The organism is Shewanella morhuae (genome assembly GCF_900156405.1).
In the GTDB taxonomy this organism is placed as follows: domain Bacteria; phylum Pseudomonadota; class Gammaproteobacteria; order Enterobacterales; family Shewanellaceae; genus Shewanella; species Shewanella morhuae.
The window spans coordinates 169,059-181,677 of sequence record NZ_FTNN01000004.1 but is presented as its reverse complement, the minus strand read 5'-3'; the positions used below and the strand labels follow the sequence as shown (position 1 = coordinate 181,677).

The window sequence follows — 12,619 nt, the reverse complement described above, 5'->3', positions numbered from 1 at the left end:
AAATATCTCACGCTATATTAACACTGGAATTATGTCGATGAACCCTGCAATGCCAGTCGCCTTTGCCCCTCAAATTAATGCCCACTTTAGTGGCAAATTTGAGGTTGAGCTTAAATATCGTTTACTAGACCGCGATGCCTTTTTTGCAGTTTTGCAAACAAGGAACCCCGAGGTGATGCTCGAAGATAATCTAGAGCATGACTGTTACTTTGATTTAGCGTCACACTCACTGATAAGCGAGCATAAGAGTTTGTGTATCCGTGAGATGCAGCCATCGGGCATTATGCTGTGGATAGTCAAAGGCCCTGAGAAAGACCGCTGTGAAGCAGTTAATATCACCGATGCGACTAAAGCTAAGAGCATGCTGCATACCTTAGGTTACGAGTGTGTACTTGAAATCAAAAAGCGCCGTAGTATTTATTTTCTCGGTAAATTTCATCTAACACTGGACCATCTCGATGGGCTAGGGGATTTTGCTGAGCTGGCGATTATGACCGATGATGAAGCCCTGATGCCTGAATTTGAAGCGCAATTAGTGCAACTTGCTACCGAATTAGGTTTATGTGAAGCGCAGCGGGAGTTGTTATCCTATCGACAACTCTCTCAAGCTTTGAAGACCAACGGGCTTAAAAATGATGCTGCCCCAAGATGATTGGGGCTTATTAACTAGGCACTAATATTGTCGATAAGCTCGCAATACTTATGTATTCGCACAACATATCAGCAGGCTATACGGCCAGATATAACGATTAACCTAAGCGTTGCGAAAATGAAAGGTAACGCTTTACTTCAGCTTCATTGAATTTTAATTCGTTACCTTCTTGCACGCTCGATAGTAAGTTTTCTCGTGCAAAGCGTTTTATTGTTGCTGGCGTTTTATCGAGCATTTTGCACACTTCATCTAAGGTCAGTAAGTTCTCATTCATGTGACTTTCCTATCATTCCATTGCGTTATGATACCAACAGTATAGGACAATAATTCACAGCTGGGACACGCGTTAATCAGCGTGTGTGTTTCCTTTTATTTGACTTTCTATCAGTAAGTGACCTTTTGCCGCAGTAATTGCCGTGACCGCGCGGGATTTGAATTCGCGGCGATATAAGGTTGCAACTACGAATAAACTCGCGGAGATAAACAGTATCGGGTGTACAAACCAGCACAATACTGCCATCGAAAAATAATAGGCTCGCAGTCCATAGTTGTAAGAGTGCGCTGCTTGATCTTGCACTGTTGCCATTTGTCTTGCGTAAGCTTTGAGATTATCGTTTGAGCCATCGCTGTCTAATGGCCCTGCACCTATCATCACATTCACAAACCCATATTGACGCATTGACCAGGTAAACTGAAAGAAGGCCATCACAAAGATGCCAACTAATAGGGCAAGCTTTACTTGCACCAGTGAATGATTTGGAGGCGCAGCAAACGGAATGGTCGATATTACGCTCTCTAAGCGTTCAACTTGAGCAAATAAGGTCAGTACACCTGCGAGCACAAATAAAGTGGTTGAGGCAAAAAAAGCAATATTTCGTTCAAGGTTAGCCAGTAATGCTGCATCACCTACCCGTACTCCGCGGGTCATCACCTCAAGCATCCAATAAATTCTATGCTTATGTAGGCCACGGGCAATACAGTCGGTATCTTTCGCCTTAAGACGGGCAAAGGCGGTATAGCCAGCCCAAGAAACGATAAACCACACCAATGCAGAAATATCTAATAGCGAAAATGTCATAGCAACCTTAATAAAATTAACATTAGGATAAAACAAGAATAGCGTCAGGTGTTAATTATGGGGTGTTTGAAAGAGTCGGTGCAACAGAGAAACGATGACCTTGGAAAGTTTTTTTCGATAGTGGATATGAGTTCACAATAAACTGTTTCGAAAACACATAGGCGTTAGTCGTTGAAGCCATTTTAGGTAGGAAATCACTTATAAATTTAAGCTTTAATTAATGTTTTGGTTACATAAATGTCAACTTTAGATTGACTTTTCAAGGCTGATTTACTCTAATCCTTAACTTATTTTATCTATAGAATTCCGTTTGAATTTTAAAAAAAGTTAGGGATGACGATGAAGTCTAATTTCAAATCCATATCACTAGCCGTTGCTGGTGTATTATCGCTCAGTAGTTGTGCCATCACTCAGTCCGTCGAAGATAATAAAGAAACCGTTATTGGTTGTGCTATTGGTACCGGTTTAGGTGTGCTCATTGGTAATTATTTGGGCGGCAAAAAAGGTATGGTTTATGGTGGCGCGGCTGGCGCAGCGATAGGCTGTACCGTCGGTTATGATTTTCAGAAGAAACGCGAAGCGTTAGAACAATTGGCCAAAACTGAAAATCTCGATATTCAATTCACTTCAATCAGTGCTTCAAAGGCCAGTGATGAGCAACAAAGTAGTTTGTTGATCAGTTCTCCTGAACAAACTATGTCTAAGGACGATCAACAAAAATATGCCGATTATCAAGTTGTGGGCATGGCTGCAACTGTGTCTAGCAATGAGGTGATGTTTGCTTCAGGATCTGCAGAAGCCACGGCAGAAGCTAAGAAAAAGTTTCAAAAACTCGCTGCGATTTATAAAGATTCTAAACAAAATATTTTGATTACTGGGCACACTGATGCTAGTGGCGGAGAAGCGTTAAATCAAGAGCTTAGCGAAGCAAGAGCACGCTATGTAGCGACAATTTTTAATCAAGCGGGTATTCCGACAGAACGATTATTCTTCCAAGGTGCGGGCGAATCACAACCCGTTGCCGCCAATAGTGATGACGTGGGCAAGGCTAAAAACCGCCGCGTTGAGATTATTGAAATTGATGGTAAACCTGATCAATTACTGGCTTATTCCTATAAACAAAAAACGAATTTAAGCTATTTATCCCGCCGTTCGCAGGATAAAGTTGCCACGGTTCAACCGACAAAAGCGGTGGCGCAAACCACCCACACTCCAAGCCCATCAACTGCTGAGTCTGCATCAATTGACATGACGCAGTCAGAAATCGTGAAATTACTTGATCCCGTCAAGCAACAAAAAGCCCTCGTCGATTTTGGTGGCAAAAAAATGGCAGACGCCTCGACTAACTTTGCCCAATTGGTCGGAGTTAAGAAAGAGAGTGGTTTTGCACTATTTAGTAAGGCTTATGCATCAGAGATATCAAGTTTAAACTGCGCCGTAGAAGGGCCTCGGGTAACGGGTGATGTCAAAAGTTTATCTACGGGTGAGAGTTACAATCGTAATGATTACAACACCGCAGATTACTTACCCGGCATGAACGGAACGGTTTGGGTGAGTAAGGTTAACGGCCATTATATTGGCTTAACGCCAGTGGCTGTTATTAAAGACAGCGGCACCGCGATATCTGCACCTAAAGTGAATATTTGGAAGAACTATAAAGGCTCAAGCAAAGATGCGCCTAATTATCAACTGACTAGCCATGTAGAAACGTATTATGGCGATAAAGGTTTGTTATATCGTGTGTTTACAAGTGAGAAAGACTCGCCAGTGCGTTGCATGGATTTAGTGATGCCTATTGACCGTTCAGCTGCTGCGATTGCTGGCAAGCTGTATTACGAAAAAAACAAAGCGGTTTATGAAGCCGATTTTGAACCAAAATTGTTATAAGAAATGCGCTTAGGAGTTAGAAATGGATTTGGTGTCAACGCTGTTTAACGAGTATCGCGCATTAGTGTCGCTGTTACTGTCTTTGATGGTCTTAGTGGTCGTGATAACCATTTGGTGGGATAAAGTGAGCTTTTGGTGGCTCAATATGTGGTACGCCTTCCCATTGATCGGTAAGGAAAGTCGCTTAGCGAAAGATTATGAAACTCAAGTTAAGATTTACGATAAAGATTGGCTGAACACTGAAGTCGCGCTGTGTACCGACTTTGCTGCTCATTACGAAAAAGTAAATAAAGACGAAGAATTGTTCAGTAAAAGCCAAGATTACTTAGGTAAAGTGACTGAAAATGGTCGTAATAACTTACACATTTTAGGTTGGATTCTGATCGCCGCTTTAGTATTTGTTGAGGCGATGGGGTTTAGTTATGTGTTGTCTGGTTTTACTATTCCTGGCGCATCAGAAAAGCTGCAACAGCAAGGCGCTGTGGGTATTGCTTTTATTATTTCAGTTTTACTGGTTGGTTTAACTCACTTTACTGGGCATGAATTACATGCAAACTCGCTGATTAAAAAAGCGAAAGTATGGTGGAAAAATGCTAAAAATCGTGACAAAGCCACCCCAGAACTCGCGCCTAATACCCGCATTAATTTAGATAAAACCTTTGACGATGATGATGAGCCGCAATACAAACAAGTCATTAATCGGATTTCTACAAATGCTGAAGTTAAGCCCCGTTATTTCATCACTACAATAACTGCGATTGCGATTATTGTTATTGCGGTGTTGGCTACATATGTTCGTGGCCAAGTGCTTGAAAAAATGCACATTGACGAAGTCATGATCAAAACCTCCGGTGAAATGTATCAAACACAGGATCCCTACGCAGAAGCGCCGCCCGCATTTTTAGTGGCAGAAGCGAAAAGTGCCGACGATAAAGCCGGTGGTGATATTTGGGAGCGCGAACAGAAAGGCGGTTGGGGAACCTTCATCTTCCTCGCATTCCTGTTTGTACTGTTACAAATTTTCGGTATTTTGATTGGTTTTAAAACCGGATTTGCAGGTAAGCACTCTAAAGATGCCCGTAAAGAAATCGGTAACTTTAAGAGTGAGCGTGAGTTTAAGACGCATTATTCACGCTTAAAGCAGCAAGTTGCACGTGTGGCGCAAAAACGCTTAACCAACTTACAACAAAGAATGAATCAAAAGGCTGAGATTAACTGCCAAGATCCTAGAGTGTTGCAAGTATTAGAAGCGTGCGGCGATCGTTCATTCTTGATGTATATGGAAGATTTAGGTAATGCTGAAAATCGTTATGATCAATCGGTACGGTTACGCGAGCATCAAACGTTAGCCAGTCATCAGGCGATGAAAAATACCCCAGCCGCGGCAGAGAAAGTCGCTGTGGCCAAAGTCGTCGACGATGTTGTTACTGAGTCGCCAGAGCAAATGGAAGCCAGACTTAAAGCTGAGTTGATTGCCGATGCAGCCGCAAAGCAAGCAGCTGAAGCTAAAGCCGCTGCTCAAATAGAAACACCAGAACAGGCTGAGCAGCGTATTCGCCAAGAATTGCTTGCTGAAATGGCGCCGCCGCCAAAAGTGGCTGAAACGGAAGAACAGATGCGCGATCGTTTACGCAAAGAGTTGCTAGGAGAATTAAGTTAATGGCATGCGTGACAAAGCTCGCTAAGTTCGTTATCGGTGGCCTATTGGGCTCTTTCGCTATTTCTGCGAGTTTACCGCTCATCGCTGCTGAGCGAAATGACATTAAAAGTTGCTACGAGTTTGCCAAAATTGATCCCAGTACCGCGATATCAGTACCAGGACGGCACTTATTTGTGGCAATCGATGGTACCTTTTCCCCTGATCTTAATATCAAACAGTCAGTACATGAAAAGGTGCACCTTTTTCTTCAGCCGGGCGACAAAATCACCATCATCAGCTTTAGTGCTTATGTGAAAGATTATTATACCGATGTCTTGTTTAGTGGTCGATTGGACACCAACATTGCTGATAGAGATGATGTTTCAAAGAAAAACCTGATGACCTTTGATAGCTGCATGAATAAACAGGCTCAGTTTGTTAAGACTAAAATTGATGCCCATATCAAGCATGCTTTTAAACCTGATGATGTGGATTTACCTAAAACGGAAATTCTTAGCAACCTTTCGCAAGTGATAGCGCCGCAAGTGGCTGCTGATAACGAAGGGCGACGAGTGTTGTTACTGGTCTCTGATATGGTTGAGAACTCGGATGTCACCAGCTTTTACAGTAAAAATGCCTTAAAAGTTATTGCTCCAGAGCAAGAAATGCAAAAAATTACTAAAGCTAATATGCTCAGTGATTTTAAGCAGGCAGATATTTATGTGTTAGGCGCAGGTTGGGTTCCGGCAACGTCAAAAGGATTTCGTGGTGGCCAAGTTATGTTGCCGCTAAAGCAGTTTTGGCAGCAATATTTTGAGTCCTCCCATGCTGAACTTAAAGGTTTTGGTCAACCGGTGTTAATGACAGATATGTGATGCAGTTTTGGTTCAATAGCACTTACACTTAGTTAAGCACAGCGAAATAGCAGATCTGTAGTGGTTATCGAAGTCTTAAACGTAGTGTTGGGTTATGCGATTGATTTAAAGTAAAAAAGCCAGACGATAGTCTGGCTTTTTTAATGGCTTAGCGATTAGTTTTGATAGTCACGATATTTCAGAGCGATACCAAGAAATATCGCGACTATTTAACACAAAGATGCAGTGAGTTTATTCGTCGCCATCACCTAGTGATAGTAACGTCGCGTTACCACCGATGGCGGTGATGTTGTTGGTGCGAGTCTTTTCAGTCACAAAACGGGTTAAGTAATGCGGACCACCGGCTTTAGGGCCTGTACCAGACAAACCTTGGCCGCCAAAAGGCTGTACGCCAACCACTGCGCCGATTTGGTTGCGGTTAATGTACACGTTACCTACATTCACTTTATCGGCAACTTCAAGGGCATGGCCTTCGTTACGGCTGTGGATACCTAAGGTTAAACCAAAGCCTGTGCTGTTGATTTCATTAATCACTTGGCTTAGCTCTGCAGCCTTGTAGCGAATAACGTGCAGGATTGGGCCAAAGTGTTCTTTCTCAAGCACTTTAATCGAATCGATTTCAACCGCTGTAGGCGAAACGAAGTGACCATTTTCAGTCCCCGCAGGCAGCGGCATTTGCTTGATAAGCTTACCGACTTGCTTGATATGGTCGATATGCGCATCTAAGTTAGCTTTTGCTGTGGCGTCAATCACAGGACCCACGTCAGTTTTCACTGAACTTGGGTTACCAATGACTAATTCATCCATCGCGCCTTGCAATACTTCAATCACGCGATCGGCAATGTCTGTTTGCAAGAAGAGTACGCGCAGCGCCGAGCAGCGTTGACCCGCGCTAGTGAATGACGATGACACCACATCGTTAACCACTTGCTCAGGTTGCGAGGTTGAGTCCACCACCATGGCATTTTGACCGCCAGTTTCAGCAATTAAAGGAATAATTGCGCCTTCACGGTTGGCTAATGTGCGGTTAATCAGTTTTGCTGTGCCAGTTGAACCGGTAAAGCACACACCGCCAATACGCTCGTCCGCTGTAATTGCGCTCCCCACAGTGGCGCCAGTGCCGGGTAAGAATTGCAGCACCTCAACAGGAATACCCGCTTGGTGAGCCAGCTGCACTGCACGGTAACCAATAATTGAGGTTTGCTCTGCAGGTTTGGCGATAACAGTGTTACCCGCCGCTAATGCCGCAGAAACTTGGCCAAGGAAGATTGCTAGTGGGAAGTTCCATGGGCTGATACACACGAATACACCGCGGCCTTGCAGAAACAGTTCGTTCAGCTCACCCGTTGGGCCTGGAAGCAGTTCAGGCTTAGCCATCATCTTCTTGGCTTGTATGGCGTAGTAACGACAAAAATCAACGGCTTCACGCACTTCATCAATACCGTCTTGAATGCTTTTGCCTGCTTCACGGGTACAAAGAACAATTAACTCTTCACGGTTTTCTTCTAATAAATCCGCTAATTTTTGCAGCGCACAAGCACGTATTTCTACAGGCGTACGCGTCCATGAGGCAAATGCTGCGTCAGCAGACGCTAGCGCTAGCTCTATGGCAGCATCGTCGGCAAAGGCTATTTGTCCCACGGTTTGAGTGGTGTCGTATGGGCTAACAACGGTCTTGTGCTCGCCGATTAAGGTTTTGCCGTTAACCAGTGGACCCGCTTGCCATTGGGTATCTTTAAACTGTTCTAATGCGGCGAAAAATGGCTCAGATTCGGAAATGATGTTCATATTGAGTCCCTTGGAGTTTTTGCGATCACTACCGAAAATATCGGTAGGTAAAACGATTTTTTTGTTAGCCAGGGTTTTGTAACCCATAAGCGTTGTTAGCGGATGTACCACTAATGACTCGATTGGGGTTTTTGGATCGACCAATTTGTGGACGAACGAGGTGTTAGCCCCGTTTTCTAGCAGACGACGCACTAAGTAGGGTAGTAAATCTTTATGGGCACCAATGGGGGCATAAATACGCACTGCTTTAGCGCCTGCTTCTGCCAAAATAGTGTCATATAATTCTTGTCCCATACCATGCAAGCGTTGGAACTCATGGTTACGGTCGCCCGCCATATCTGCAATTGCTGCCACGGTTTGTGCGTTATGGCTGGCAAATTGCGGGTAAATAGCGCCACGAGTTGCCTCTGATAATAGATAACGAGCGCAAGCAAGGTAAGAAACGTCAGTACCGGCTTTACGGGTATAAAGTGGGTAAGCGGCTTCACCCGCTTGCTGAGCCCATTTAAGCTCGCTATCCCAATAGGCGCCTTTTACCAGACGTAAGGGGATTTCGTCCCCTTGCTCTTTTGCAAGACGGGTTAACCAAACTAGCACAGGTAGGGCACGCTTAGAGTACGCTTGTACTACGATACCTAATAATCCCCAGCCTTTTGCCGCTTCTGAATTAAATAGCTTTTGGAACAGCTTTAGTGATAACTCGAGGCGATCGACTTCTTCGGCATCGATAGAAATACCGATATTTAGGCCGCGCGCTAATTTAATCAGGCGGATCACGGTATCGTACAGTTCAGTTAAGACGCGATCTTCATTAGCGACTTCATAGCGTGGGTGTAATGCCGAGAGTTTGATTGAGATGGTTGGTCGCGGTGATTCGTTTTCGTTATAGTTTTGCGCCCCCAGCTCAGTGATGGCATTGGCGTAATCGGTAAAATATTTATCGGCATCTTTACGGGTTAATGCCGCTTCACCGAGCATATCGTAGGAATGGGTATAGCCGAGTTTACGTTTGTCTTCGCTGTTTTTAAGGGCTTCTTTCATATTGCGCCCCAGCACGAACTGTTTACCCATGATCTTCATTGCGGCCATCATGGCTTGGCGGATCACGGGTTCGCCAAGGCGATTGACTAAACGGCTCAGCAGATTGCTCGGGGAACCATCAAGATTTTTATCAAGCTTAACGATTTTACCTGTGAGCATTAGCCCCCAAGTCGATGCGTTGACCAGCACTGAGTCACTTTTGCTCATGTGCTCGTCCCACTTAGCCCCTGAAAGTTTATCTTCAATCAGTGCATCTGCAGTGGCCGCATCGGGAATACGCAGTAGCGCTTCGGCTAAACACATCAGGATAATTCCTTCTTGTGTCTCTAAGCTGTACTGTTGCAGGAAGGCGTCTATACCGACCATTAAGCCTTTTTTATCGAATTGACGAACCTTACTGACCAATTCATGGGCACGACGAGTGACGCGCTCTATGGCTTCATCACTGGAGGGAACAAGTTTGATTAGCTCTGACAAGTATTGTTCTTCGTCGACAATATAGTTATCGCTGACAGCTTTGAACAGTTCGTCGAGATTGGCAGAATCGTAGCGGCCTGCCAGCACTTCACTCGCTTTGAACATAGTAATCGCTTCCATCTTGGCCGTATTTAGGGCGTTATTGTTGAAACAAATGGGGAGGCGCTAAACGCATTTAGTATTTTGTATACAATATGAAGGTTTGCGCGCGCCGATTATACAACCAAAATGTGACGGGCAACACCATAGTGTGAGTAATTGTGAGGTTGTTTGATGGGTTTGTTAATAGCGAGATGTAATGCTGAGTTGACAAAAAAGCCAGTGTTTAAAAACACTGGCTTTTAGTGGGTAAAAAAAGGCTGATAAGATTACATCCAGCGTTTCTTACTGCGACGCTGTGGCCTAGGTAAGTAAACTAAAATAATCCCTACGAGTAACCCCATACCAGCAATTAATCCGCCTTGGCGCCATAATTCAAACCGCTCATCTTGCGCGGAGCTATCCAAGGCATTTTTGAGCTTGTCACGTTCTTGAGTCGTGGTAGCTAAGTTGCTTTCTAACTCGCTTAACTTAGTCTTTAGCTCAGCAACTTCGTCAGCATGGTTATTCGTTGAACCGAGCACTTCAGTTAACTTAGCTTTAGTTTGGGCTAACTCAGCAGTTAAGGCTGGCACTTGTTCGCGAAAACTTTGAGTAGAACTAATTAAGTTCGTTTGCACCCAACCTTCACGATTTTTATGATCGATTATTTTGGAATAATCACCTTGAGTTTCATTGAGCAGTGTCACAGGTTGGCCTGCTTCGATTGAGCCTACAATTCGAAACTCAGTACCCGGGCCGCCTAGAAGATAAAGAAACACATTATCTGATATGAAGCGGGATTGGCCTTCGGCCAGCAGGTTGGAAGACAATAACATCATTCCTACCAGAGTCAGGAGTCTAAACACTTTTGTATTCTCATCAACGAAATAGTCTGCACATGCTATGGATTTGAAGCCTGTAATGCAAGAGGGAAGTCATAGACTTCCCTCAATTTTACAGCATCCATGCTATGTCAATTCCAATTTAAAGCACTCTTTTTGACAATCTTCTTACGGAACGACCTGATGGTAATCAGCGCTCCAACAAGGCGGATTAATTAAAGACGCCTTTAATCATAAAGAAGAAGATGATAGATAAACCCGCACCAGCCGGTAGGGTTACTACCCAAGAGACAACAATATTACGGACAACACCCATGTTAATGGCTGCAATACCACGAGCCATACCTACACCTAATACCGCACCGACTAAGGTTTGTGTGGTGGAGATAGGTAATCCGGTACCAGAGGCAATAACAACGGTTGAAGCTGCTGCTAATTCAGCTGCAAAACCACGGCTCGGGGTTAAGTGAGTGATATTTTTACCAATAGTTTGCATTACGCGCTGACCAAAAATCGCCAGACCCAATACAATACCAACCGCACCTAAAGGCAAAATCCACCATGCGAGTGCTGATTTAGCTGCTATCTCACCACCGCTATTGACCACAGCTACAACTGCCGCTAATGGGCCAATGGCGTTGGCTACATCGTTTGAACCATGGGCGAATGCCATACAGCAAGCGGTTAAGACCATCAAAATCGCAAACACTTTTTCGACGTTTTTGAACTGGGTTTGACGATCGTTTTTCTCACTCATCTGCAAGCGAGAAATAGCAATCTTACCGAAAATACCAACAACTAGGCCAATGGCCGCTGCAAGTAAATAGGCTTGAGCCCCTGTAATATGGATACCCACATGGGATAAACCTTTTAAAATGGTCACCAGCGACATGATAAAGCCAGCAAATGCCATATAAAACGGGACATAGCGCTTAGCATTACTCAGAGGATCATCAGTGTTGAAGATAAGCTTCTGTACGCTTTGAAATATGATAAAGGCCATAAAGCCTGAGATTGCTGGGGTAATGACCCAAGAACCAACGATACCACCGACTTTAGTCCATTCAACCGACTCACTGCCTACACCCACGGCCGCAAAACCAATGATAGCGCCGACAATAGAGTGAGTGGTTGATACTGGCCAACCGAGAGCTGAAGCGACGACTAACCAAATACCAGCGGCTAATAGCGAACCTATCATGCCGTAAACCAGTAATTCAGGTGTATCAGTAAAATAATTTGAATCAATAATTCCATTACGAATTGTACTGGTGACTTCGCCACCGGCTAAAAAAGCGCCCGAAAACTCAAAAATCATTGCGATAATAATCGCTTGCTTGATCGTAATTGCGTTTGAACCTACAGAGGTTCCCATTGCATTGGCTACGTCATTAGCACCAATACCCCATGCCATCAGAAAACCAAATGCAGCCGCAACGGCAATAAGCCACGGGCCATTAGTGACTAAGACGTTAGCCACCTCAATACCTGCATCAACCATATTGATACCTTAGATAACCTTAATTTATTAAGCGCGAGCTAGCATAAGCTCAAGACGCGAACCGACGCGCTCGGCAAGATCTGCAAGACCACCGACCCACTCAATCGTTTTGTAGAGGAACATCACATCGATAGGATTCAATTGTGATTCCATAGCGAACAACTGACGGCGTAACTGAATTTGTAAATCGTCAGTATCTTCTTCGATGATATCGAGTTCGTTAATCATTTTGGCCACTAAGTCGAGCTCACGACCACGGAAACCGGTTTCGAGTAGATCTTCGAGTTCGTTAATGACTTGCTTTGCAAGGGCAACCGCATCTATACAACGTTGTAGATAAGCGATAAAAGGAACTTGCATGACCTGGGGTATTAACAACTGACGGCCGATAACACGGCCAGAAATATCTTTTGCCTTATTGGCGATCTTGTCTTGTTGCGTTAATAGTTCCAATAGATCGGTACGTTCTACAGGCATAAACAAACCGCTCGGCAGAGTAAGACGAATTTCACGCTTCAGTGAATCGGCTTGCTTCTCGGCTAAACTAATTTGCTTACGTAATTGAACTGCACTGTCCCAGTCATCTGCGAGAGTCGCTTCGAAAAAGGGGACCAGTAACGATGCACAATCGTGTACTTTGTCCATGTGCTCTTGAAGTGGCTTAATTGGCGATTTTGCAAACACGCCCAAAATAGAGTTTACTGGCATTGCCGTTTACCTATTTAGATTGTTCCATTATTGGAAAAAGCGGGCGCATG

10 protein-coding genes are annotated in these 12,619 nt (G+C 44.3%); 4 read left to right on the top strand and 6 right to left on the bottom strand.

The features are described from left to right. The first annotated feature begins 37 nt into the window (after positions 1–37). Positions 38–652: a class IV adenylate cyclase gene (locus BW947_RS06715; RefSeq protein WP_076497793.1), complete on the top strand. Its 615-nt coding sequence runs from the start codon at positions 38–40 to the stop codon at positions 650–652. A gap of 97 nt (positions 653–749) precedes the next feature. Here the strand turns inward: BW947_RS06715 and BW947_RS06710 are convergent, their stop codons facing one another. Together BW947_RS06710 and BW947_RS06705 are read right to left on the bottom strand one after the other, a co-directional pair. Then, entirely contained in the window at positions 750–926 is a 177-nt protein-coding gene (locus tag BW947_RS06710; protein WP_076497791.1) for a helix-turn-helix domain-containing protein, read from the bottom strand. Between the two features lie 72 nt (positions 927–998). Further along, a complete protein-coding gene (locus BW947_RS06705; RefSeq protein WP_076497789.1) occupies positions 999–1,730 on the bottom strand; it encodes a DUF599 domain-containing protein in 732 nt (243 codons plus the stop codon). A gap of 339 nt (positions 1,731–2,069) precedes the next feature. Here BW947_RS06705 and BW947_RS06700 point away from each other — a divergent pair, with 339 nt between their 5' ends. From BW947_RS06700 to BW947_RS06690, 3 genes are read left to right on the top strand one after another with little or no spacing between them, the layout of a single operon-like run. After that, positions 2,070–3,617: an OmpA family protein gene (locus tag BW947_RS06700; RefSeq protein WP_076497787.1), complete on the top strand. Its 1,548-nt coding sequence runs from the start codon at positions 2,070–2,072 to the stop codon at positions 3,615–3,617. 22 nt (positions 3,618–3,639) lie between these two features. Next, positions 3,640–5,277, top strand: coding sequence for a hypothetical protein (locus tag BW947_RS06695; RefSeq protein ID WP_076497785.1), 1,638 nt, complete (start codon positions 3,640–3,642; stop codon positions 5,275–5,277). Next, complete coding sequence (locus tag BW947_RS06690) at positions 5,277–6,131, top strand: hypothetical protein (RefSeq protein ID WP_076497783.1); 855 nt, start codon at positions 5,277–5,279, stop codon at positions 6,129–6,131. The genes BW947_RS06695 and BW947_RS06690 overlap by 1 nt, the downstream gene beginning before the upstream one ends. Positions 6,132–6,362: 231 nt before the next feature. Here the strand turns inward: BW947_RS06690 and putA are convergent, their stop codons facing one another. The 4 genes from putA to BW947_RS06670 all read right to left on the bottom strand — a co-directional run bounded on the left by putA (position 6,363) and on the right by BW947_RS06670 (position 12,569). Then, entirely contained in the window at positions 6,363–9,557 is a 3,195-nt protein-coding gene (gene putA / locus BW947_RS06685; protein WP_208606966.1) for a bifunctional proline dehydrogenase/L-glutamate gamma-semialdehyde dehydrogenase PutA, read from the bottom strand. Positions 9,558–9,805: 248 nt separating this feature from the next. Continuing rightward, positions 9,806–10,354 (bottom strand): TIGR04211 family SH3 domain-containing protein, encoded by a 549-nt coding sequence (locus BW947_RS06680; RefSeq protein ID WP_076497779.1) that lies wholly within the window; start codon positions 10,352–10,354, stop codon positions 9,806–9,808. A gap of 217 nt (positions 10,355–10,571) precedes the next feature. Then, a complete protein-coding gene (locus BW947_RS06675) occupies positions 10,572–11,861 on the bottom strand; it encodes an inorganic phosphate transporter (protein WP_076497777.1) in 1,290 nt (429 codons plus the stop codon). A gap of 27 nt (positions 11,862–11,888) precedes the next feature. Continuing rightward, complete coding sequence (locus tag BW947_RS06670) at positions 11,889–12,569, bottom strand: TIGR00153 family protein (RefSeq protein ID WP_076497776.1); 681 nt, start codon at positions 12,567–12,569, stop codon at positions 11,889–11,891. Between the last annotated feature and the right edge of the window lie 50 nt (positions 12,570–12,619).